Annotated in this window: 25 protein-coding genes and 1 tRNA gene; 10 read left to right on the top strand and 16 right to left on the bottom strand. The window is 64.8% G+C overall.

The window, feature by feature from the left end:
* Positions 1-55: 55 nt before the first annotated feature.
* Positions 56-517, bottom strand: a complete 462-nt coding sequence (queF, locus tag ACODSR_RS07305) for a preQ(1) synthase (protein WP_489075112.1) — start codon at positions 515-517, stop codon at positions 56-58.
* An 89-nt stretch (positions 518-606) separates the two neighbouring features.
* On the opposite strand from queF, the gene ACODSR_RS07300 reads away from it, so the two are divergent.
* The 5 genes from ACODSR_RS07300 (at position 607) to ACODSR_RS07280 (ending at position 5,786) form a co-directional block, all read left to right on the top strand.
* Positions 607-1,821 carry a hypothetical protein gene (locus tag ACODSR_RS07300; protein ID WP_489075110.1) on the top strand — a complete coding sequence of 405 codons (1,215 nt, stop codon included), beginning with the start codon at positions 607-609 and terminating at the stop codon, positions 1,819-1,821.
* A 62-nt stretch (positions 1,822-1,883) separates the two neighbouring features.
* Positions 1,884-2,729 (top strand): sulfurtransferase, encoded by an 846-nt coding sequence (locus ACODSR_RS07295; protein ID WP_489075108.1) that lies wholly within the window; start codon positions 1,884-1,886, stop codon positions 2,727-2,729.
* On the top strand, positions 2,726-3,946 hold the full coding sequence (metC, locus tag ACODSR_RS07290) for a cystathionine beta-lyase (RefSeq protein ID WP_489075106.1): 1,221 nt from the start codon (positions 2,726-2,728) through the stop codon (positions 3,944-3,946). Before ACODSR_RS07295 ends, metC begins: the two co-directional genes overlap by 4 nt.
* A gap of 2 nt (positions 3,947-3,948) precedes the next feature.
* Positions 3,949-5,229, top strand: coding sequence for a mechanosensitive ion channel family protein (locus ACODSR_RS07285; RefSeq protein ID WP_489075104.1), 1,281 nt, complete (start codon positions 3,949-3,951; stop codon positions 5,227-5,229).
* A gap of 44 nt (positions 5,230-5,273) precedes the next feature.
* A complete protein-coding gene (locus ACODSR_RS07280) occupies positions 5,274-5,786 on the top strand; it encodes a sterol desaturase family protein (RefSeq protein WP_489075102.1) in 513 nt (170 codons plus the stop codon).
* Positions 5,787-5,880: 94 nt separating this feature from the next.
* Here ACODSR_RS07280 and ACODSR_RS07275 read toward each other — a convergent pair whose 3' ends face one another.
* The 11 genes from ACODSR_RS07275 to rpsM form a co-directional block, all read right to left on the bottom strand.
* Positions 5,881-7,335 (bottom strand): DNA recombination protein RmuC, encoded by a 1,455-nt coding sequence (locus ACODSR_RS07275; RefSeq protein ID WP_489075100.1) that lies wholly within the window; start codon positions 7,333-7,335, stop codon positions 5,881-5,883.
* A 29-nt stretch (positions 7,336-7,364) separates the two neighbouring features.
* Complete coding sequence (locus ACODSR_RS07270; protein ID WP_489075098.1) at positions 7,365-8,558, bottom strand: aminotransferase; 1,194 nt, start codon at positions 8,556-8,558, stop codon at positions 7,365-7,367.
* A gap of 24 nt (positions 8,559-8,582) precedes the next feature.
* The gene (guaA, locus tag ACODSR_RS07265) at positions 8,583-10,142 is read right to left on the bottom strand and encodes a glutamine-hydrolyzing GMP synthase (RefSeq protein ID WP_489075096.1); all 1,560 of its coding nucleotides are present in this window, start codon (positions 10,140-10,142) and stop codon (positions 8,583-8,585) included.
* An 80-nt stretch (positions 10,143-10,222) separates the two neighbouring features.
* Positions 10,223-11,455 (bottom strand): TCR/Tet family MFS transporter, encoded by a 1,233-nt coding sequence (locus ACODSR_RS07260; RefSeq protein ID WP_489075095.1) that lies wholly within the window; start codon positions 11,453-11,455, stop codon positions 10,223-10,225.
* A 27-nt stretch (positions 11,456-11,482) separates the two neighbouring features.
* On the bottom strand, positions 11,483-12,136 hold the full coding sequence (locus ACODSR_RS07255; protein WP_489075093.1) for a YoaK family protein: 654 nt from the start codon (positions 12,134-12,136) through the stop codon (positions 11,483-11,485).
* A gap of 9 nt (positions 12,137-12,145) precedes the next feature.
* Positions 12,146-12,733, bottom strand: a complete 588-nt coding sequence (locus ACODSR_RS07250; protein WP_489075091.1) for a hypothetical protein — start codon at positions 12,731-12,733, stop codon at positions 12,146-12,148.
* 61 nt (positions 12,734-12,794) lie between these two features.
* On the bottom strand, positions 12,795-14,966 hold the full coding sequence (locus tag ACODSR_RS07245) for a prolyl oligopeptidase family serine peptidase (protein WP_489075089.1): 2,172 nt from the start codon (positions 14,964-14,966) through the stop codon (positions 12,795-12,797).
* A 101-nt stretch (positions 14,967-15,067) separates the two neighbouring features.
* Entirely contained in the window at positions 15,068-15,493 is a 426-nt protein-coding gene (rplQ, locus tag ACODSR_RS07240) for a 50S ribosomal protein L17 (protein WP_026002152.1), read from the bottom strand.
* A gap of 169 nt (positions 15,494-15,662) precedes the next feature.
* Positions 15,663-16,727 (bottom strand): DNA-directed RNA polymerase subunit alpha, encoded by a 1,065-nt coding sequence (locus ACODSR_RS07235; RefSeq protein WP_006967377.1) that lies wholly within the window; start codon positions 16,725-16,727, stop codon positions 15,663-15,665.
* A gap of 119 nt (positions 16,728-16,846) precedes the next feature.
* A complete protein-coding gene (gene rpsK, locus ACODSR_RS07230; protein ID WP_004208752.1) occupies positions 16,847-17,236 on the bottom strand; it encodes a 30S ribosomal protein S11 in 390 nt (129 codons plus the stop codon).
* Positions 17,237-17,309: 73 nt separating this feature from the next.
* Positions 17,310-17,678, bottom strand: coding sequence for a 30S ribosomal protein S13 (gene rpsM / locus ACODSR_RS07225; RefSeq protein ID WP_006967373.1), 369 nt, complete (start codon positions 17,676-17,678; stop codon positions 17,310-17,312).
* 298 nt (positions 17,679-17,976) lie between these two features.
* Here rpsM and ACODSR_RS07220 point away from each other — a divergent pair, with 298 nt between their 5' ends.
* From ACODSR_RS07220 to arsB, 4 genes are all read left to right on the top strand, one after another.
* The gene (locus ACODSR_RS07220; protein WP_489075087.1) at positions 17,977-18,531 is read left to right on the top strand and encodes a hypothetical protein; all 555 of its coding nucleotides are present in this window, start codon (positions 17,977-17,979) and stop codon (positions 18,529-18,531) included.
* A 478-nt stretch (positions 18,532-19,009) separates the two neighbouring features.
* Entirely contained in the window at positions 19,010-19,342 is a 333-nt protein-coding gene (locus ACODSR_RS07215; RefSeq protein ID WP_489075085.1) for an ArsR/SmtB family transcription factor, read from the top strand.
* 16 nt (positions 19,343-19,358) lie between these two features.
* The gene (arsC, locus tag ACODSR_RS07210; RefSeq protein WP_489075083.1) at positions 19,359-19,769 is read left to right on the top strand and encodes an arsenate reductase (glutaredoxin); all 411 of its coding nucleotides are present in this window, start codon (positions 19,359-19,361) and stop codon (positions 19,767-19,769) included.
* Positions 19,769-20,800, top strand: coding sequence for an ACR3 family arsenite efflux transporter (gene arsB, locus ACODSR_RS07205; protein ID WP_489075081.1), 1,032 nt, complete (start codon positions 19,769-19,771; stop codon positions 20,798-20,800). Before arsC ends, arsB begins: the two co-directional genes overlap by 1 nt.
* Positions 20,801-20,803: 3 nt before the next feature.
* Here the strand turns inward: arsB and ACODSR_RS07200 are convergent, their stop codons facing one another.
* The 4 genes from ACODSR_RS07200 to ACODSR_RS07185 form a co-directional block, all read right to left on the bottom strand.
* Positions 20,804-21,067: a 3TM-type holin gene (locus ACODSR_RS07200; protein WP_489075079.1), complete on the bottom strand. Its 264-nt coding sequence runs from the start codon at positions 21,065-21,067 to the stop codon at positions 20,804-20,806.
* Positions 21,068-21,153: 86 nt separating this feature from the next.
* Positions 21,154-21,693, bottom strand: a complete 540-nt coding sequence (locus ACODSR_RS07195; RefSeq protein ID WP_489075077.1) for a glycoside hydrolase family 108 protein — start codon at positions 21,691-21,693, stop codon at positions 21,154-21,156.
* 122 nt (positions 21,694-21,815) lie between these two features.
* Positions 21,816-22,055 (bottom strand): hypothetical protein, encoded by a 240-nt coding sequence (locus tag ACODSR_RS07190; protein WP_119743414.1) that lies wholly within the window; start codon positions 22,053-22,055, stop codon positions 21,816-21,818.
* A 163-nt stretch (positions 22,056-22,218) separates the two neighbouring features.
* Positions 22,219-22,305, bottom strand: a tRNA-Leu gene (locus ACODSR_RS07185).
* A 193-nt stretch (positions 22,306-22,498) separates the two neighbouring features.
* Between ACODSR_RS07185 and ACODSR_RS07180 the strand changes: the two genes are divergently transcribed.
* Entirely contained in the window at positions 22,499-22,972 is a 474-nt protein-coding gene (locus ACODSR_RS07180; RefSeq protein ID WP_489075075.1) for a hypothetical protein, read from the top strand.
* Positions 22,973-22,976: the final 4 nt, after the last annotated feature.

Here is a 22,976-nt window from a genome sequence, read left to right as displayed (position 1 = left end):
CCTGTTGGCCGTTCGTCAAACAAGTGGGAGGTACACCCCCCCAACATCCGTTTGTTCACCCCCGCCCGCGATAGCCCGGCACATCCTGCGCGGGCAGCCATAAATCCTGCGGCGGCGCACCCGATTGCCAGAACACGTCGATCGGAATCCCTCCGCGCGGATACCAATAGCCGCCGATGCGCAGCCACACCGGCTTCATCTCGGTAAACAGCCGTTCGCCGATCCCCACGGTGCAATCTTCATGAAAGGCGGCGTGGTTGCGGAACGACCCCAGAAACAGTTTGAGCGACTTGGATTCGACGATCGTGTCGCCGGGCGCATAGTCGATTACCAGATGCGCGAAATCGGGCTGGCCGGTCACCGGGCAAAGCGAGGTGAATTCCGGTACGGCAAAGCGCACCAGATAAGTACGGCCAGGCCGGGGGTTGGGAACATAGTCCAGCACCGCCTCTTCCGGGCGGGTGGGCAGGGCGCTGGTCTGGCCCAGATGGAGCGGGGTCATGGCAGGATCGGTCATGCCGCTCCCCTACGCGATTGCACGGCTGGTGTCATCGGTCTCTCATTGTTCACTTGCGGTTCAGCCGCTCTTGTGCCTTGGCTCGGCCCATGGGGTATCATCGTTCGTTCCTGTTCGCCGCGCCGTTGCTGCTCGCGCTGCCTGCTCATGCCCAGCAGACGGAGGAGGCCGCGCCGGTATTCACCCTGCCGCCCTCCAGCGCGCCACAGCCCGCCAATCCCCGCCAGCAAGGCCCGGAACTGGACGTGTTCCGCGCCCCTGCGACGACTACCGCGCCTCCGCCGGTGGTAGCGCCCACGGTGACGCCAACACCGACACCCGCGCCCACCCAGTCTGCGCCACAAGCCCCGGCGCAGCGCGCTGCTCCGACGCCAGCGCCCACGCCACGCGCCACCCCGGCACAGCCCGCCCCCCGCCCGGCAGCAGAAGCGGCACGCACCACGCCCGATAATGAAAGCAGCCCGGTCCCCGCGCCGGAGACACAACCCGCACGGGAGCCTGCTCCTACCCCCACCGCTGCGGTGCCTGAGGAAGCGCCACTCTCGCCCGCGCCGACCGACGCCACCCCCTGGCCCTGGATCATCGGGGGTGCGCTCGCGCTGCTGGCGATCGTCGCAGCCCTCCTGCTGCGCCGCCGTCAAAAACCTGCCTATGACGAGGCCGAAGGTGAGATTGCGCCGCCCGCGCCGGTCCCCGTTCCAACCCCGCCCAAACCCGCGCCCACTCCGCAGCCCGCGCCGACGCCCGAACCCGCGCCCGTAGCCGCTATCCCCGACGCGCCCGGCCGCCCCTGGCTCGACATGGGGCTGGACCTGACCCAGGCGCGCTATTCGCTGATGGGGATGACGGTCGGCTATAGGCTGCTGCTCCACAATCGCGGCGACACGCCCGCGCAGGATGTGCTGATACGCGGCATCATCGGCAATGCAGGCGCGGAGCAACAGGCCTTGCTCCAGTCCTTCTTCGCCCAGCAGAGCGGCCTGCCCCTCCATGCCGCCGTATCGATCATGCCCGGCGAAACGCGCCAGTTGACCGGCGAATTGCGGCTGATGCCCGACCAGATCGTGCCGGTGACGATGGGTCAGCGCAGCCTGCTGATCCCGCTCGCCGCCTTTGACGCGGGCTATCGCTGGGGACCGGAAGAAGCCGAACCGCTGGGCCATGGCCGCACCGCCCGCGCCTTCATATTGGGGCAGGAACAGGAGCCACCCGCCGAACGACTCGCCCCCTTCCGCCTGGACCAGGGACCGCGCCAATATCGCCGCGCCGCCACCCGCGCCGCGGGTGAACTGGTCCCGTCCTGACCCCCCTTCCCTGCCTGTCCTGCGCGTTCTACAGATAGGAAAATCAGGCCAAAGGGCACCGCATGGACATTCTCGTTTCGACCGACTGGCTGGCCGCGCAACTGGGCAAGCCGGACCTGTGCATCCTGGACGCCAGCCTGTTCCTGCCCGGCACCCCGCGCGACCCGCGCGCCGAATTTGAGGCCGCCCATATCCCCGGCGCGGCCTTCATGGACTTGCCCAGCCTCAACGATCCAGACGATCCGACCCCCGGCATGATCCCGCCCGACGCGCTGATGACGCAGCGCGCCCAGGCGCTGGGCATCAACGCCGACAGCCGCATCATTATCTATGACAACAGCCCGACCCACAGCGCCGCGCGCGGCTGGTGGATGGTGCGGCTCTATGGCCTTGGCGTCTCCGCCGCGATCCTCGATGGCGGCCTGCCCAAATGGGTGGCGGAGGGCCGCGCGACGCAAAGCGGCCCTGCGACTCCCACGCCCGGCAACGCCATCGCCCGCCGCGCACCCGGTCAGGTCCGCAGCAAGGCCGAGTTGATCGCCAACCTCTCCACCAACCAAGCCCAAGTCCTCGACGCGCGCGGCGCAGGCCGTTTCACTGGCGAAGAAGCCGAACCCCGCCCCGGCATGGCGTCGGGCCATATCCCCGGATCACGCAACCTGCCCTCCTCCGCTCTGTTCAACGCGGACAACAGCATGAAGAAGGGCGACGAATTGCGTCAGCTAGTCACGGATGCCGGGATCGACCTTGATCGCCCGGTTATCACCACCTGCGGCAGCGGGGTCACCGCCGCCATCCTGCTGGCGGGCCTCGAACTGCTGGGGCAGCGCGACGTCACCCTGTATGACGGCAGCTGGTCCGAATGGGGTTTTGATCCCGCCACGCCCAAGGCGACCGGCCCGGCATGAGCGACGATGATGACCGCAAGCCGCTGACGAAGCTGGCGCAGGCGGGCCGCAAGCCCGAATGGACCGGTATGCCCGGCCAGCCCGGCGCGATTGTCAGCCCGCCGGTCTGGCGCGCCTCGACCATCCTTTATGATGACGTCGCCCATCTGCGCCGCGCGGCAGGCAGCAGCACGCATGAGCGGCTCTTCTACGGGCGCAAGGGGACGCCGACCGCCTGGAGTCTCGCCGACGCGCTCACCGAAATGGAGCCGGGCGCGGCGGGGACGATGCTATTCCCGTCGGGCGTCGCGGCGATCGCCTGCGCGCTGATGGCGGTGCTGAAGCCCGGCGACAAATTGCTGATGGTCGACAGCGCCTATGACCCTACCCGCAATTTCTGCACGCAGATGCTTGATAATTACGGTATCGAAACGATATTTTACGATCCCTGTGACATTGTCCAGCTCAGTGTCGGCTTAGCCGATGAACGGGTCCGCGCCCTCTTCCTCGAAAGCCCCGGCAGCCTGACCTTCGAGGTGCAGGACATCCCCGCCATCACCGCGCTGGCCCGCCAGCATGGCGTCGTTACCCTGGCTGACAACACATGGGCGACCCCGCTCTATTTCCCGGCCCTGTCCCACGGCGTCGATATCGCCATCCTGGCCTGCACCAAATATATCGTCGGCCATAGCGACGTCATGATGGGCAGCGTCACCGCCAACGACCATTGGTTCGCCAAAATCCGCCAGACCGCCTATCTCTTCGGCCAGATGGTCAGCCCCGACGATGCCTGGCTCGCCTCGCGCGGACTGCGGACGCTGGGCGTGCGCCTGAAGCAGCATCAGGACAGCGCCCTTGCCATCGCCCATTGGCTGAAGGACCAGCCAGAGGTCGCCCGCGTCCTCCACCCCGCTTTGCCCGATTGCCCCGGCCACGCCCTGTGGCAACGCGATTTCAGCGGATCGACCGGCCTGTTCAGCTTCACCCTCAATGGCGGCGACGAAGCGGCCCGCGCTGCCCTGATCGACGGCCTCTCCCATTTCGGTATCGGCTATAGCTGGGGCGGCTTTGAGAGCCTGGCCCTCCCGGTCGATCCCGCCCGCTACCGCAGCGCGACAGTCTGGCAGGCACATGGGCCAGCCGTCCGCCTCCATATCGGGCTGGAAGATACCGCTGACCTGATCGCCGATCTCGCCGCCGGTCTCACCCGCTTCCGCGCCGTCCGCGACGGGGGTTAGGGATGATGCCCGGCATCGACTGGTTGCTGGCCCATGTGCCGGACGACAGCGGCATCATCCATCCGCTGATCGCCCTCGCCCTTGCGCTGCTGCTCCATCTCGCTGCTGCCGGTTTCGCCCGCTTCATCGCCCCGCGCCTGCATCCCCGCACCCATGTCATGGGACCGGCCTTTACCGAGCGGCTGCGGGCGATGTTGCGCTATGCGCTGTCGGCATTGCTGATCGGCATCGCCGCTGCCTTCTGGCCCCACAATTCAGTCGGCCATCTCATCCTCGGCATCGCCCTTGGCCTCTCGGTCGCGCTCCTCGCTGTATACGCCCTGCGTACCCTTGCCATCCCGCGCTGGGCGGTACTGCCGTTGGCGCTGCTGCTGTTCCTCAGCATCGTGTCCGGCACCAGCGGCGGCCTTGCCCCGGTCGGCGCGATGCTCGACACGGTGGGCATTAGCCTGGGCAAGCGGCGCGTCACCCTGCTTGGCCTGCTGTCGATCGCCGCCACCTGCGTCGCCCTCTTCGCCCTCGTCCGCCTCGCCAACCGGCTGATCGGCCGGTCGATCGACCATACCGACGGCTTTGACCCGACCCAGAAGCTGCTGGCGCAAAAGCTCGCCGCCATCGCCGTCATCGTCGCCGCCTTCTTCATCGGCGTCGATCTGCTGGGCATCGACCTGACCGCCTTCGCCGTCTTTTCCGGCGCGCTAGGTCTGGCCGTCGGTTTCGGCCTGCAAAAGACCTTCGGCAATTTGATCGCCGGGATCATCCTGTTGATGGACCGCTCGATCAAACCCGGCGACGTCATCGTCGTGGGCGACAGTTTCGGCTGGGTGAACAAGATCGGCGTCCGCGCCGTTAGCGTCATCACCCGTGACGGCAAGGAACATCTGATCCCCAACGAAAACCTCATGACGCAGGAGGTGGAGAACTGGTCCTATTCCGACCGCAACGTCCGCGTCCGCATCCCCGTGGGGGTCGGCTATGATTGCGACCTGACGCTTGCGCAGAGCCTGATGCGGCAAGCCGCGCTTGACTGCCAGCGCGTGCTGCGCGAACCCGAACCCAATGTCTGGCTGATCGGCTTTGGCGACAGCCGCGTGGATCATGAGATTTTGGTGTGGATCAGCGACCCGGAGGGCGGCGTCAGCAATGTGAAGTCCGACGTCCTCAACCGGCTGTGGCATTTGTTCAGGGACAACGGCATCATCATCCCCTATCCCCAGCGAGTGATCCACGCCGCGACCGCGCCCATGCCATCGCCCGCCCCCGACCTTTCGGCCACCCCGTAGCTTTACGGGTCGCGCCGTCGCCGCTGCCCGCCTATATGGATGCCATGTCGATCCTGCTGCCTGCCCTAGTCTTTATCGCCACCGTCGCTGCGATGGAGGGCTTTGCCTATGTCATGCACCGCTGGGTGATGCACGGGCCGGGCTGGTTTCTGCACGCCAGTCACCACCGTCCGCGCTTGGGGTTTTGGGAAGCCAACGACCTCTACTTCGTGATCTTCGCTTTGCCCTCGATCATCCTGCTGCTGGGCGGCGTGCAATGGGGCTGGGGCAATCTGGCCACCGCCTGCGGCGCGGGGATTGCTGCCTATGGCGCGATTTACCTGGGCTTCCACGACATCATCGTCCACCAGCGGGTGAAGAACCGCTACGTCGCCCGCTCCCGCTATATGAAGCGCATCGTCCAGGCGCACCGGCTGCACCATGTGGTCGAAACCAAGGAAGGCACGGTCAGCTTCGGCTTCCTCGTCGCCCCGCGCCCGGAAGATCTGAAACGCGAACTCGCCCGCCGCAACCGGGCGGGTGTGCGGGCGGCGAGTGGGGCAACGACAGGCGGCTAACAAAACATCCGTTCGTTTCGAGCGTAGTCGAGAAACGCTGCGCTGTGTCCGCGTTTCTCGACTACGCTCGAAACGAACGGTGTGCAGGCAAATTCTACTCCACCGCATCCGGCAGCGCCCGCAGCGCCTCCGCCGACGCCGGATCGCGCACCAGTGCATCGACCGGTGCCAGTTCCTCCAGTTCCTTGCCACCCGTCTCGATATTGAGGTCGCGCAGCTTGCGTCCGGTCACCAGCACCCGGCTCTCAAAGCTGCCGACAAAGGCGTTATAGTCACCGACCGCCCCATGCAGCCGGTTGCCCAGTTTTTTGAGCGATCCCGCCGCCGCCGCCAGCCGCTCATACAGCTCCTTGCCCAGTTGCCCGACCTGCCGCGCCTGATCCTGCAACTTGGCCTGCCGCCAATATCCCGCCAGCGTGCGCGCCAGCGGCAGGAAGGTCGCGGGACCGCAAATGATGACCCGGTTCTTGGCCGCCCGTTCCCACAGGTCCATGTCCGCTTCCAGCGCGGCGGTGACGAAATTGTCGCCCGGCACATACATGATGACGAAATCGGGCGCCTTGTCGAACTGCTCCCAATAGGCCTTGCGCCCCAGCGCGTCGGCATGGGTGCGCATCGCGCGGGCATGGTCGGCCATATGCGCGTCGCGGATTGCCGGATCGACCTGATCGACGGCATTGAGATAGGCGACCAGCGAGCATTTGACGTCCACGACCATCTGCTGGTCGCCAGGCAGGCGGATGATGAAGTCGGGCCTGAGACGGCCATCTTCGACCGTGACCGACACTTCCTCGCTGAAATCGACGAAAGGGGACAGCCCGGCCGTCTCGATCAGATTCTTGAACTGCTGCTCACCCCAGCGGCCGCGCGTCTTGGGCGCAGCGCGCAGCGCGTTGACCAGCTTGGCGGTTTCGTCGCGGACCTGCCCCTGCCCCAGCTGGACCTGGTTCACCGCCTCGCGCAGTTCGGCATAGCTGCCGACGCGGTCTTTCTCGACCCGCTGCAACCCTTCCTCATAGCGTTTGAGCGTGGTTTCCACCGGCGACAACAATGTCTTGAGCTGCGCCTCGCTCTTCTCATTCGCCTGGGCAAAACGCTGGTCCGCACGGTCGAGGAAAGTCTTTTGCGCTTCCCCCAGCAGCTTGCCGCCAATCTCGCTGAACTGGGCCGACAATTGCTCCTTGGCATCGCGCAGCGCCACGATCTGCGCCTCGAACGCTTCCGCGCGCGCCTGCGTATCGGACTGGAGCGCCGCCAGTTCGCGCAACGCCGCCTCGCGTTCGGCTTGCACCGCGTCGAGCCGCTGGGTCAGGGCAGCCTGCGCCGTCTCCAACCGTAGCGCCGCCGCTGCCGCTTGCGCGACCCGCTCCTTCTCCACTGCCAGCTCACTGATCGCAGCGTTGCGCTGGCTGGTCGTCAGGTCCAACCGACCCACAAGGTCCGTCTTTTCCGCCATCAACGGCCCAAGCGCCTTGCCCCGCAACAGCCAGCCGACACCGAGTCCCACCAGCAGCGCAACGACAATCAACAGGATCGGCAGGATTTCCATGAACAGCCCTTCTGGAACGAAAAGGGAACTTAGCGCCCTTCGCCACCCGCCGCAACCGCCCGTTGGCGAAACGCGGCCAGCCGCGCTACCGCTTCATCCAGCACTTCGTCCGCCTTGGAAAAGCACAGCCGGACCAGATGGGTGACGGGTTCGTCGGGATAGAAAGCGGAGATCGGGATCGCCGCCACCCCGGCCTCATGTACGATGCGTTCACAAAAGGCGACGTCATCCATGGCGATGCCACTGGCGGGCAGATCGACGCAGACAAACCATGTCGCCTGGCTGGGCAGCAGGACGAATCCTGCATCGGTCAATCCCGTCACCAGCCGGTCGCGCGACGCCTGATAGTCCGCCCGCATCGCGTCAAACCATAAGGCCGGCTTGGCCAGCCCCTTGGCGACCGCCCATTGCAGGTTGGGCGGGGTTGTGAAGGTCAAAAACTGGTGCGCCCGCGCCAGCAACGTCGCAATCGGCGGGGCGGCGCACATCCAGCCGACCTTCCAGCCAGTGAGCGAGAATATCTTGCCCGCCGACCCAATCTTCACCGTCCGCTCACGCATCCCCGGTTGTGCCATCAGCGGATGATGGCGCACGCCATCATAGGTCAGATGCTCCCACACCTCGTCACAAATGGCGATCAGATCGCGATCGACGCAGAAACGCGCCAGCAGCGCTAGCTCGCCCTCACGCAGGACGATGCCAGTGGGATTGACCGGGTTGTTCATGAGCAGGAAGCGGGTGCGTGGCGACGCCGCCGCCTCCAGCGCCGTTTGCGTAATCCGCCATTCCGGCGGGGTCAGCCGCACGACCTTCGCCACGCCGCCCGCCCGCTCGATCAGCGGCAGATAGGCGTCGTAGAGCGGAGCCAGCAACAGCACTTCATCGCCCGGCTGCACCAGCGCCAGCAAGGTCGCGGCAATCGCCTCGGTCGCGCCGGATGTGACGATCACCTCCTGCGCGGTCAACGCCAGCCCCTGATGCGCCGCATAATGGCCCGCTACCGCCGCGCGCAATTCCGGCAGGCCGGCCATCGGCGGATATTGGTTGGAGCGGCTCAGCAGCGCATCGGCCGCCACGTTCAAAATGTCCGCTGGGCCCGGCGCATCGGGAAAACCCTGCCCCAGATTGATCGCCCCGGTCTCACGCGCCAGCGCCGACATATGTTCGAAAATGGTGGTCGGCATGTCCCGATAGACGGGGTGGCCGAGATCGGCGCTGATCATGTCAGCCTCCACCGCTGCAGCGACTTATTCCCACTCAATGGTTCCCGGCGGCTTGGACGTATAGTCATAGACGACGCGGTTGATGCCCTTCACCTCATTGATGATCCGGGTCGCGACGCGGCTCAGGAAAGCGGCATCAAACGGGTAGATGTCCGCGGTCATGCCATCGGTCGACGTAACTGCGCGCAACGCGCAGACGCTGTCATAGGTGCGCAGATCGCCCATGACGCCCACGGTGCGGACGGGGAGCAGCACGGCAAAGGCCTGCCAGATCGCGTCGTAAAGGCCCGCGTTGCGGATTTCCTCCAGATAAACCGCATCGGCCTTGCGCAAGATATCGCACCGCTCCTTGGTCACTTCGCCGGGGATGCGAATGGCAAGGCCCGGACCTGGGAAGGGATGACGACCCACGAAAATCTCCGGCAGGCCCAGTTCCCGGCCCAGCACGCGCACTTCATCCTTGAACAGTTCGCGTAAGGGCTCGACCAGCTTCATGTTCATGCGTTCGGGCAGCCCACCGACATTGTGGTGCGACTTGATCGTCACGCTGGGGCCGCCGGTGAAGCTGACGCTCTCGATCACATCGGGATAGAGCGTCCCTTGCGCCAGGAAATCGGCACCACCGATCTTCGCGGCTTCCTCTTCGAACACGGCGATGAATTCGCCGCCGATGAACTTCCGCTTCCTTTCCGGGTCGGTCAGGCCCGCAAGGCCGCCCAGAAAGCGATCCTCGGCGTTCACATGGACAAGCTTGATGCCATAATGTTCACGGAACAGGGTGACGACCTGTTCGGCCTCGCCCAACCGCATCAGGCCATGGTCGACGAACACGCAGGTGAGCTGGTCGCCGATCGCCTCATGGATCAGCACGGCCGCAACCGCGCTGTCGACCCCGCCCGACAGGCCGCAAATCACCCGGCCGGAACCAACCTGGGCGCGGATTTCAGCGATCTTGGTCGCCCGAAACTCCGCCATGGTCCAGTCGCCCGCCAGCCCACACACATGGCGGACGAAATTGGCGAGCAGCTTGCCGCCATCGGGGGTGTGGACGACTTCAGGGTGGAACTGGGTCGCGTAGAAGCGCCTGGCTTCATTGGCGGTGACGGCAAAGGGCGCGCCCTCGCTAATGGCGACGACCTCGAACCCGTCGGCCAGCTGGGTCACCTTGTCGCCATGGCTCATCCACACCTGATGCTTTTCACCCGGCGCCCACAGGCCGTCGAACAGCGCGCAGGGCTTCTTCACCTCAATGAAGGCGCGGCCAAATTCGCCGCTCTCGCCGCCTTCGACATTGCCGCCCAGCTGCTGCATCATCGTCTGCTGACCGTAACAGATACCCAGCACCGGCACGCCTGCGTCGAAAATGGCCTGTGGCGCGCGCGGGGAGTCTTCCCACATGACCGAGGATGGCCCGCCCGACAGGATCACGCCCTTGGGCTGCATCCGGGCAAAGGCTTGTTCCGCGCTGTTGAACGGGGCGATTTCGGAATAGACCCCCGCTTCGCGCACGCGCCGGGCGATGAGCTGGGTCACCTGGCTGCCGAAGTCCACGATAAGGATGGAATCCTGAAGGGGCAGCGTCATCGAATCGCCTTTATGTCGAGCGGTGGAAGGGATTCGCGCCCGGTTAGTCGCCCGGCCCCGATATGTCCAGTTTTCGCGACCTAGGCCGCGTCGTCTTCCAGCCCGCGGCCCGCGGCCCATCCCAGCAGCGCCGCACTGCCCAGAACGACCGCCGCGATCAGGAAGGCGCTGCCGATGTAGGGCAGCATCGGATTGCCGCCGACCGACAGCGCATAGACGCCGCCAAATAAGAGCGGCGATACGATGCCCGCGATGCTGCCGACGCTGTTATTCGCGCCCTGCAACTGGCCTTGTTCGGATTCGGACACGCGCCGGGTCATCAGCGACTGGATCGTTGGCATCGCCAGCCCCCACAGCGCATTGGGCAGCATCGCGGCGACGAACAGCCACCCGGTCGGTGCCAGCCCCATGCAGGCGATGCCGACCGCACCGAAGGCCAGCCCCGTCACCATCGTCGCCCGGTCGCCCAGCCGCTTGACCACTGGTCCCACCAGCAAGCCCTGCACGCCCATATCGAGCAACCCGACCATGGCGAGCAGGCTGCCGACCTGCCACGCCCCCCAGCCATAACGATCCCCGGCGTAGAGGACGAACACGGCAGAGAAGAGATGATGGGCAAAATAGAGCAGGAAATTGACGATTGCCAGGCTCGACAGCTCCGGGTGGGAGCGTAGCAGGGTGAGCGCGCCGAACGGATTGGCGCGGCCCCAGGAGAAGGCCATCCGCTTTTCGCGCGGCAACGATTCGGGCAGGACGATCACACCATAGAGGAACGCCAGTCCCGACAGCCCCGCCGCCGCCCAGAAGGGCGCGCGCAACGAAATCTCGCCCAGTATGCCGCCGAGCAGCGGCCCGGCGACAAAGCCGCCGCTGAACGCTGCGCCGATCAGGCCATAACCGCGCGCGCGGTCTTCGGGTTGGGTGATGTCGGCCATATAGGCAAAGACAGAGGTGAAACTGGACGAGGTGACACCGGCCAATATCCGCCCCAGCGCCAGCCACCATAGATTGGGTGCGAGTGCCATCAGCACATAGTCGAGCGCCAGGCCACATACCGACACGAGGATGACGGGCCGCCGCCCGAACCGGTCGGAGAGTGACCCGATGATCGGCGAACAGATGAACTGCATCCCCGCCCACAGCGCCACGAACACGCCATTCCACAGGCCCGCCGCGCTGCTGGAGCCGGACAGCGATTCGATGAGTTGCGGCAGCACCGGGATGATGATCCCCATCGACATGACGTCGAGCAGCGCCGTCACCAGAATGAAGGCAATGGCCGCGTTGCGGCGGGGGAGGAGCGTGGCGGGCATGGGACACCGCCTAGAGCGGTTGAGCGGTCATGCCAAGCGACCGGCGCGCGGCAACGGTCCCAACCAGAGGCTCCACGCCAGCAACAGCACGCACCAGCCGCAAGCGACCCATAATGCGCCAAGATCCATCCGTCCAAATAGCAAAGCGCCAGCCACGGCCCCCGCGACAAGGCCCAGCCAAAGCAATAAATGGGGTAGCCAGCCAAGAGCCGGGCCACCGGCCACGGCGCTGGCCAGTGCCTGCCCCAGCTTCACCAGCGCACCGGTCATATAGGTGACGCCGATGCTCACCTCGCCATCGCGCTGGAACACATTGTTCACCGCGCCCATCGCCGCCGCCATCAGCAGGGTCAAGCCGTCGCCAGCCGATCCGGCAAGCGATGCCGCCATGGTCAACAGCGCCAGCACCAGTCCCAGCACGGCCTGCTTGCGCCATCGCCCGGCGGCCCGCGCCAGCAACGCACCGGCAAATACCCCGCCGACAAATGCCCCGATCAGCCCGATCGCCGCCCATGCCAGCGTCGGCTCGGTCGCGATGCCGACTGCCATCCGGGTCGAATTGCCGCTCATGAAGGACACGAACAACCCGCCCAGCTTGAGCAACCCCAAGGCATCGACCATCCCCGCCAGCGCCGCCAGGCCAAAGGCCAGGACATGGCGCGACGGAGGATGGCGATGCATCGCTGCGGCCTATTGCATCACGACATCGCGACTCAGATAGACCTGCGCCACGCGGCCATCCTTGATCGAGCAGGTGAAGCGGCGGGTGGTGCCGGTGGGGGCGCGATAACTGGCGCGGGATTCAACCTCGCCGTCGATATTATAGCCGTCCTGCGCGGCGCGCGGTTCATCCATGCGCCGCACCTCTGCATAGCCGCCATTCTGGCCCTGCGCCTCATCACGCGCGGCGACCGCGCAGGCATCGGTCATCTGGTCCTGAGCGCCATTGGCCGAGGCAATATCGGAAAAATCATCGTCGCGCCTGACATCCGCGCCATAGTCAGTGTCGTTGGCGGGCGGGGGTGCGGCATCGTCGCTATTGCGCGCAGCCTTCTTGTCCTTCGACATGGAGGAGGCGACGATCGCCACCGCACCGATCAAAGCGGCAACGCCGACGGCATCGCCGAAACCAAAGCCATTGCCGCGATCACGATGGTGATGACCCCAGCCCCGATCATGGCCCCGATCATAGCGCGGACGCGCCTGCGCCGGAGCGATGCTGCCCACCAGCAGAGCCAGCCCCACCAGCGATCCTGTCATCCAGCGCGTCTTGCCCATATGTCTATCTCCTGCGGTCAAACGGTCTCTATCCGCGTCCGGCTGTCGCGCGGCTGAACGATTATCGCGGATCGGTGCTGATCTTCAACCCCGTAAAGGACGCCAGAAAGGCATAGCTGTCGGCATATTCGTCGATCAGCTTGTCGATCGGCTTGCCTGCACCATGGCCCGCGCGGGTTTCGACACGCAGCAACCTGGGTCGGCTGCCCACGTCCGCAGCCTGCAGGGCAGCGGCATATTTGAAACTGTGGGCGGGAACCACCCGGTCGTCGGTATCGGCGGTGGTGACCAGGATCGCGGGATAATCGTTGCCCGACAGGATGTTGTGATAGGGCGAATAGCCGTAAAGCAGCGGAAAATCCTCCGCCCGGCCCGGCGATCCATAATCATCGACCCAGTAGCGCCCGGCGGTGAAACGATCAAAGCGCAGCATGTCCATCACGCCCACGGCAGGCAGGGCAGCGGCGAATAGGTCGGGTCGCTGGTTGACCACTGTGCCGACGAGCAGGCCACCATTGGAGCGGCCCTCGATCGCCAGCCCGTCGGGCGTGGTATAGCCGTTGGCCTTGAGATATTCGGCCGCGGCGATGAAATCGTCGAACACATTTTGCTTGTTTGGGCCACGTCCGGCCTCATGCCATGCTTTGCCGAATTCGCCGCCACCGCGCAGATTGGCGATGGCATAGACCCCGCCCTGCTCCAGCCAGGCCAGCCGTGTCGCCGAATAGCCCGGCGTCAGGCTGATGTTGAAGCCGCCATAGCCGTAAAGGATGGTCGGCGCCGCGATCGCCCTGTCGGCCAGCGCCTTCTTGCGGATCACCGTCATCGGCACACGGGTGCCATCCTTGGACACATAGCTGATCTGCTCCACCCCGAAATCATCGGGGTTGAAGGGCAGGTCGGGCTGCGCGAACAGGTGGCTTTGCAGGGTGGATGTATCGAAGCGGTAGATGCTGGACGGGGTGGTGAAGCCCGAAAAGCTGAAAAATGTCTCCGGGTCGCCATCGCGCCCGCCAAAGCCAGCTGCCGTCCCCATGCCGGGCAAGGGTACATCGCCTACCTTGCGCCCGTCCAGTTCGACCAGTTCGGCAATGGTTTCGGCCTGCGTCATATAGGCCAGGATCAGCCGGTTGCCGACCAGCGACCCGCCCGCCAGTGCATCGGCGCGCTCGGCGACCACCAGTTGCGGCTTGCGCCTTGGCTGCGCCGCGTCGAGCGTCACCACACGCAATCGGGGCGCATGATCGTCTGTGATGAAAAAGAGGGTCGATCCCCGGCTGCCGATCAGCCGCCAGTCCTGCACTGGCCCCTTGACCAGCCGGCGTGGCTTTACTGGCCCGCCGTCCAGCGCCGCGACATGGACTTCGCGGCGCGGATCGATCCCCTCGAAGGAACTGATCACCAGCCAGCGTCCGTCATTGGTGACCTGCGCGGTATGGCTCAGCTTCGGGCGGTCGGGCGTGGCGTAGATCAGCTGATCCTGTGCCTGCGCGGTGCCAACGCGATGATAGAATAGCTGCTGATCCTCATTGGCGGACCGGAAAGCCGTGTCTCCCTGCGGCGCGGGGTAGCGGGAATAGAAGAAGCCCTCGCCGCGCCCGTCCCAGGCAAGGGTCGAAAATTTGACCCAGTCGATGCGGTCGTCCAGCACTTTGCCCGTGTCCACCTCCAGCAGCCGCAGCGTCCGCCAGTCGCTCCCGGCCTCTTGCACTGCGAAGGCCAGCGTGCGTCCGTCCGGCGAAGGTGTCCATTCGGCCAGCGCACTTGCCCCGTCCTTCGCCCAGTCATTGGGGTCGATCAGCAAACGCTGAGGTCCCTCCAGCCCTTCCCGCACATAGAGCGGGGTCTGGTTCTGGAGGCCCTTATTATAGCCGTAGAAATAGCGCCCGCCCGCCTTGCGCGGGACAGTGTAGCGGCCATGCGAGAGGAGCGCCTGCATTCGCTTCTTGAGCGCCGCGCGGCCAGGCAATCCGTCAATATAGCGGCGGGTCAGCGCATTTTCCTCAGCAACCCATTCCCGCACCGCGGGGTCTGCGCGCAGGTCATTTTCCAGCCAGCGATAGGGATCGGCGACCTTCACGCCGAAATGATCCTCGACCAGATCAAGGCGCTTCGCGACCGGATAGCGCAAGCCCTGTCCGGCCGCGTCGATGACAGCCGCCTCCGGCCCGGCAAGAACCGGGCTGGCCGCCAGCAGCAGCGGCAGCAGGAACAAGCGAGCCGTGACGCGCATCCTCTTTCCGTCTCTTTTTATCAAACAAAACAGGCCGTGGCTCCTAAAGAGCCACGGCCTGTCGGTAAAGCATCCAGTCCCCTTCAGGAGGACCGCACCAATCAGGCGGCTTCGTATTCATCCTCGTCGGCGGTCTGCACCGGGCCGCTGTCCTGACCCTTGGCGCTGACGTCACGGTCGACCAGTTCGATGATAGCGATCGGCGCGGCGTCCGACGCGCGGATGCCGGCCTTGATCACGCGGGTATAGCCGCCGTTGCGATCCTTGTAGCGCTCGGCCAGAACTTCAAACAGCTTGGCCAGCTGCGCATCGTCTTTCAGGCGGGCGTCGGCCAGGCGACGGTTGGACAGGCCACCCTTCTTCGCCAGCGTGATCAGCTTTTCCACATAGGGACGCAGTTCCTTCGCCTTGGGCGTGGTGGTCAGGATCTGCTCATGCTTGATCAGCGAGGCGGCGAGGTTGCGCAGCAGGGCGACGCGGTGGCCGGTGGCGCGCTGAAGACGACGTTGACCCATTCTATGACGCATATTTCATTCCTTCGTTCGTTAAGGGCCCGTTTCAGGTAGCCCAGACCAGGCGGTGACGTGGCCGCCATTTGTTCGTCATCCCCGCGAAGGCGGGAACCCATCTCCGAACCCATCCCCAAGCGCAAGGCCGGGAGATGGGTCCCCGCCTTCGCGGGGATGACGGAGCTTTTTATCCGAGCAGCTCTTGTTCGAGCTTCTTGGCCATTTCCTCGATATTCTCAGGCGGCCAGCCGGGGATGTCCATGCCCAGGCGCAGGCCCATGGACGACAGCACTTCCTTGATTTCGTTCAGCGACTTGCGGCCGAAATTGGGGGTACGCAGCATCTCGGCTTCGGTCTTTTGGACCAGATCGCCGATATAGATGATGTTGTCGTTCTTGAGGCAGTTGGCGCTGCGGACCGACAGTTCCAGCTCGTCCACCTTCTTGAGAAGGTAGCGGTTGATCTGGTTGGTGTCGCTTTCGCCTTCCGAAGCCGATGCGACCGCATGGCCGCCCTGCGACGGTGCGGCGGTAGGCAGCGCGTCCTCGAAATGGACGAACAGCTGGAGCTGGTCCTGCAGGATGCGCGCGGCAAAAGCGACCGCGTCCTCCGGCGTGACGGTGCCGTCGGTCTCGACGGTCAGCGACAGCTTGTCATAGTCCAGTTCCTGGCCAACGCGCGTGTTGTCCACCTTGTAGGCGACCTGACGAACCGGCGAGTAGAGCGCGTCGATCGGAATGAGGCCGATGGGCGCGTCTGCGGGACGGTTGGCGACAGCGGGGACATAGCCCTTGCCGACATCCGCGGTCAGTTCCATGTTCAGCGTTGCGCCCTGGTCGAGGTGACAGATCACCAGGTCCGGGTTCATCACTTCAATGTCGCCGACAACGCTGATGTCGCCAGCCTTGACCACGGCCGGGCCGGTGGCCGACAGCTGGAGCCGCTTGGGACCATCGCCTTCCATCCGCAGCGCGACCTGCTTGATGTTGAGGACGATGTCGGTGACATCTTCACGCACGCCGGCGAGCGACGAGAATTCATGCAGGACGTTCTCGATCTTGATCGAGGTGACCGCCGCGCCCTGAAGCGAGGAAAGAAGAACCCGGCGCAGCGCGTTGCCAAGCGTCAGGCCGAAGCCGCGCTCTAGTGGCTCGGCGACGAAGGTCGCCTTGCGCTTGCCGTCGCTGGTTGGCTTGATTTCCAGCGCGTTGGGCTTCTTCAATTCCTGCCAGTTCTTCATGTTGACAGTCATGTAATTCCCCTGGGGATGTGGCCGAAACGCTTATGATCCTGGACCCGACAGGACGTTGCGGCCGATGCAGACGGGTAACGGGCGGCGCGTCCGCCGCCCGCCATATCGCTCAGCCGAATTTAGACGCGGCGGCGCTTGGACGGACGCACGCCGTTATGCGGGATCGGCGTCACGTCGCGGATGGAGGTGATGTGGAAACCCACGGCCTGCAAGGCGCGCAGGGCCGATTCACGACCCGAACCCGGACCCTTGACTTCGACTTCCAGGGTACGGACGCCATGTTCGGCGGCCTTGCGGCCGGCATCTTCCGCGCACACCTGAGCGGCGTACGGGGTCGACTTGCGGCTGCCCTTGAAGCCCATCATGCCAGCCGAGGACCAGGAAATCGCGTTGCCCTGGGCGTCGGTGATGGTCACCATGGTGTTGTTGAAGCTGGCGTTGACGTGTGCCACGCCCGCCGAGATGTTCTTGCGCTCACGGCGCTTAATGCGCTGGGGTTCGCGTGCCATTTTGCTCTATCCTACTCGAAATGCTGATAAAAGAAGCCGGGAGGGCGAGACTGGAAAGCCCGCCCTCAGACCCTTACTTCTTCTTGCCTGCGATCGCCTTGGCCTTGCCCTTGCGGGTGCGGGCGTTGGTGTGCGTACGCTGGCCACGAACCGGCAGACCCTTACGATGACGCAGGCCGCGATAGCAGGCCAGGTCCATCAGGCGCTTGATGTTCATCGCGGTGTTGCGGCGAAGATCACCCTCGACGGTCAGGTCGGCGTCGATCGTTTCACGGATCTGCAGCACTTCGGCGTCCGACAGGTCCTGCACGCGGCGGCTGTGGTCGATACCCAGCTTCGTGGCGATGTCGACGGCGGTCTTGCGGCCGATGCCGTGAATGTAGGTGAGCGCGATGATTACGCGCTTGTTGGTCGGGATGTTAACACCCGCAATACGTGCCATGGTCAATAAATCTCCTGCTCCACGGGGCGATTGGCGTCACCCCATCTCAAAGCGTCAGGGTTGAGCAATCCTTGGCGTGGATGCGCAACCGATGTATACCCCCGGACGCAAAAAAGACGGCCAGTGCGCGAAGCACTGCCGCTCACCAGCGTGTCGGGATGTCCGCGCCCTAGCGATTCGGGTGCGTGGTGTCAATATCGGCAGCGGCAAGCCTTGAAGCAGCCCAGCCTGACCTCGCCCCTTCTCCGCTCATCCTTTTCCGGTTGAGCCGCCCGCGTCGTGCAGGCATGGGTGGGCGATGCGCTTTACCACAAACCTTGCCCTCGCCGCGCCCTTCCTCATCCTGCTTGGTTCCTGCGTCGGACCTGCGCCGCGCCAAGTCAATCCAGCGCCAACCCCCGCGCCCCGGCCAACCCCGACTCCCGCGCCGACCCAACCTGCCACGTCCGCTGCGCCGCAGGCCAGCGAATGGCAGTATCGCGCGACTGCGCCGGGCGACTGGCGCTGGCAATCCGACGCAGCCATGTCGATCGCCCGGTTCGGTCCGACCCCTGCCGACACCCGCCTGACTATCCGCTGTGATCGGGCTTCACGCCGGATCAGCATCATGCGCACCGGCGCGGGTCAGGGGACGATGACGATACGGACCAGCTATGGCGCGACCAGCTGGCCCGCAACCGCATCGATTGCACCGACGCCGCAAACCATCGCCGTCCGCGCCGCTGCCGACACGGCGCTGGATCAAATCGCCTACAGCCGGGGTAAATTCGCGGTCGAGGTGGTCGGGCTGGAACCGCTGATCGTCCCCGCTTGGCCGGAAGTATCGCGCGTGATCGAAGATTGTCGCGGATAGCGACATTGGCCGAACTTGCGGACGCGAAAGTATGATTCGAAAAAAGAATAATACAAGTCTTGATCATGCAGCCCGTCTGATTCACATTCCATCCCGTGGCCGCACGAAGCGCAGTCGAAGTCGGCCATAACGGGCTTCAACATAGCGAAAGGAGGTGATCCGATGTCTCATGGTTCAGCAATGGGGTCGGTCAAGTCCATTCGGGGAACGCGCCGCTGAGCGACGCCACGCCGTCGATCTTCCTCCACATCGCGAGATAAAGCGCGCCGACATACAGGCCGTCTCCCCGTGGAGAAGATAGCGCGACCTTAGTTTCCCACTAAGCGTTTCCCCTGGGCGGCACTTCCGGCCGCTGACCATGCACATGATGGGCCGTCGGGCTTTGACCCGGCGGCCCCTCTCATTTGCGTTTCTCCTCCATCGAGGCTGTTTTGCGAAAATGACTTGATTGACTTTATATATCCATTTATCTGGATATATGGAAAATGAATCCGCCATCGCTGCTCTGGCCGCCCTTGCCCAGTCCACACGGCTCGACAGTTTTCGACTGCTCGTGCGTCATGAACCCGATGGCCTGCCCGCGGGCGAGATCGCCCGGCTGGTCGGGGTGCCGCAAAATACCATGTCGTCCCATCTGGCCATCCTGTCCCGTGCAGGTCTTGTGCGGTCGGAGCGGCATAGCCGGTCGGTCCATTACCGCGCAGACCTGGACGCGCTGGGAGCGCTGACCCTGTTCCTGCTCAAAGATTGCTGCGGGGGCAACGCCACCCTGTGCGCCCCGATCGTTGCTGAACTCTCCCCCTGCTGCTGACCCAAAGGAAACCCCCTTGGCCACCGACATCATCATCTATCATAACCCCGCCTGCGGCACGTCGCGCAACACGCTGGCGATGATCCGCCATGCCGGGATCGAGCCGCATGTCGTCGAGTATCTCCAGACCCCACCGTCGCGGGCCTTGCTGGAACAGCTCATCGCCCGCGCTGGGATCACGCCGCGCGCTTTGCTGCGGGAGAAGGGAACCCCCTTTGCCGATCTGGGCCTGGCCGACGAGAGCCTGTCCGACGCGGCGCTGATCGACGCGATGATGGCGCACCCGATATTGATCAACCGCCCGCTGGTCGTGTCGCCCAAGGGCGTGCGGCTGTGCCGTCCGTCCGAAGCGGTGCTGGACCTGCTGCCCCATCCGCTACCCACGCCCTTCGTCAAGGAAGATGGCGACGTGGTGGGGGCGGCCTGATGTCGCTGTTTGAACGCTATCTCAGCCTCTGGGTCGCGCTGTGCATCGTCGTGGGGATCGGGCTGGGGCAGCTGTTTCCGTCCGCCTTCGCGCTGATCGCGGGGGCGGAGGTCGCCCGCGTCAACCTGCCCGTCGCGGCGCTGATCTGGCTGATGATCATACCGATGCTGCTAAGGATCGACTTTGCCGCGCTGGGCAGCGTGCGGCGGCACTGGCGCGGCGTGGGGGTGACGCTGTTCATCAACTGGGCGATCAAGCCTTTCTCCATGGCGTTGCTCGGCACTGTCTTCATCGGCTATCTCTTCGCGCCATTCCTGCCTGCCGGGCAGGGGCCGTCCTATATTGCGGGGCTGATCCTGCTGGCCGCTGCGCCCTGCACCGCGATGGTGTTTGTCTGGTCCAACCTGCTGGATGGCGATCCCGGCTATACGCTGAGCCAGGTGGCGCTCAACGACCTGATCATGGTCTTTGCCTTCGCGCCGATCGTCGGGCTGCTGCTGGGGGTCGCGTCGATCAGCGTGCCGTGGGATACGTTGCTGCTGTCGGTCGGTCTCTATATCGTCGTTCCCGTTATTGTTGCGCAGGGATTGCGCCGGGCGCGGTTGCGGGCGGGCGGACAGGCGGCGCTCGATCGGCTGCTCGCCGCGCTGGGTCCGGTTAGCCTTGTCAGCCTGCTTGCCACGCTGGTGCTGCTGTTTGCCTTTCAGGGCGAACAGATCGTCGCCCAGCCGCTGGTCATCGCGCTGATTGCCGTGCCGATCCTGTTGCAGGTCTATCTGAACGCGGGCCTTGCCTATTGGCTGAGCCGCCGCTTGCGGGTCGCCTGGTGCGTTGCGGGACCGGCCGCACTGATCGGCGCGTCCAATTTTTTCGAACTGGCAGTGGCCGCCGCAATCAGCCTGTTCGGGCTGCACTCCGGCGCGGCCCTCGCCACCGTGGTCGGCGTGCTGGTTGAGGTGCCGGTCATGCTCTCCATCGTCGCCCTCGTGAAGCGATCGCGCGGCTGGTATGAGCGGGGCACGGCGGCGTAGGCGCTACCGCTCAGCCCCCTTCGCCTTGCCCCAGGCGCGCGCGGCGGTGTAGCCCAGATAGCCGGTACCAAACAGCGCATAGAGCGGTTCGGGCAGGGCGTTGAGATAGTCGCGCATCCCTGCCGTGATCGCCGCCGCAATGTCGGGCCGCCACCCCGCGATCAGCCCCATCGGCAGCGACCAGAGCAGCAGCGCATAGATGACGTAGAGAAAGGCGGGCCGCGCGCGACTGGCCCAGGGATCGTTGGTTGGGGTGTCGGTTGTCATGGGTTTCACATCCTGAATGAATGGGCGCTTCTGGCGACGTTCACACCATCCCTGCGTGACAAGTTTCCAATTGCGTTCACGGTCATTTAACCGATCCGGTTGGCAAGCCAGCCGTATAGGAAGGCCTCGTTGGCCGGACGGCTTTCGGCCAGCGCGATATAGCGTTCGCCCTGCATCGCCTCGATCGCCTTCAGCAGCACCGCCTCACCCGACTTGCCCCGCAATGCCCGGAAGGCGCGCAATGCCGAGAGTGTCCGCGCGCCGATCGCCCGGTCGAGCGTCAGGTCGGGATAGTCGCGCTGGTTGCGATTGAGCGCGTTAAGCGCGCGCTGGAGAAAGCCGGTCGCGGTGCCAACGCCCATGTTGACGGCTGTATCGAACAACTCGACGGCGACGGACGGCGCGGTTTCTGCGACGAAGGCGTAGCCAGGCTGATCCCAGTAAAGCCGCCGGTAGATCGCCACCGCCGTAGCGCGCGGCAAGGATCGCATATCCCCGGCATAGCCATTGGCGCGCGCCACCGCATGGGTGATGCCCCAATTGGTTGCGCCGCCACGATCTGCCGGATGGTCGCTATAGCCCCCTTCGCGGGCGATAACTTCGTCGATGAGCCTATGAATATCCATGCTGCGCCTCCCTACGTGGAATGAGGCGAATCATTTATCCCATATGGTTTGTTGTAGGACAGGAAAAATATCGGGCTGAAGGCAAGTAGCGCAGGCGCCTTATGCCGTCCAAATCGGATCGATCAGCCTTCCGCGCGCAGCCGTTCGGCCAGTTGGGCGATTTCATCGGGTTCCAGCAGCCAGGTGCGCGTCCGGCGGCCTTCGCGATGGACTGGCTGGGTCAGCAGCACGCGCGCCTGTGCCTTGGCTTCGGCCTTGAAGATCGCGAAATGCTGGGCGCACTGGCGGATCGTGCCAATCAGCGGCGCTTTGCCGTCCAGGTCGATCATGGTCGCTGGCTGGTCCCAGTCTATGGCGGACATGGCGGCATCCTTTCATCGTCGGGCGGGTCAATCCCGCGCAGTGGCGTCAGATAGGCGGTCGAGCCACAACCCCGCAAGCCCCTGCGGTCATGCACGACTATCCCGGCCCTTGCGGGGCGGGGGATTATCAATTTCGACTGATCCTGAGCATCAGGCAAGTGAATGGTGCGGCCAAGAAGACTCGAACTTCCACGGGCTTTCGCCCACAACGACCTCAACGTTGCGCGTCTACCAATTCCGCCATGGCCGCACATTCAAAGGGAAACCGGCAGGACCGGCATCTGGTAGGCGCTGGCCATTAGCAAAGGCTTTTACGCCATGCAACAACCGATCTGCATCTGCGTTATGATTGATCGGTGGGCAGGACGCAGTGAGCCGCAGGGCTGACAGCGGCACGCGAGAGGATGGAAGACAGGACGATGCACCATTGGATGCTATCGGGCATGACAGTGGCCGCTGCGACGGTCATGGGGCTGGGCCTTGGTGCCTATGTCACCAGTCCGCAATCGTCCGCGCTGTCGGGCGACGCGGACGCTGTCTATACCGAGTCCGGTGACAGCGGTGCATCGGATTATGCCTTCAATCCGACCGATCGGGGTCCCAGCGAAATCCGCTGCACCGGTTGCGGTCCCAGCCTGGCTGAACGGCGCAGTGCTTTGGACATGGCGGGGCTGGACGCAGACGGCATGATCGATGACACGAGCGATCCGGTGGTGCGCGACTATATGGCGCAAAGGGAGGAGGCGGACACGGCTTTCCCCGCGCCGCCGCCGCCATCACCGGCCCATCAACTCCCTGAACCGATTGCGCGCTTCGCCGCCGGAGAAGCCGCGACGCCTCCCCCGGTCCTGCTACCCGCGCAGGCGGAAGCCGTCCCCACCACCGTCGCAACGGCCGCAGGCGGCTCCCTCCCCTAAACGC

Source organism: Sphingobium sp. FG125 (genome assembly GCF_057809795.1).
Note: the sequence above shows the minus strand (reverse complement) of the source record. Positions and strands in the feature narration are given on the sequence as shown.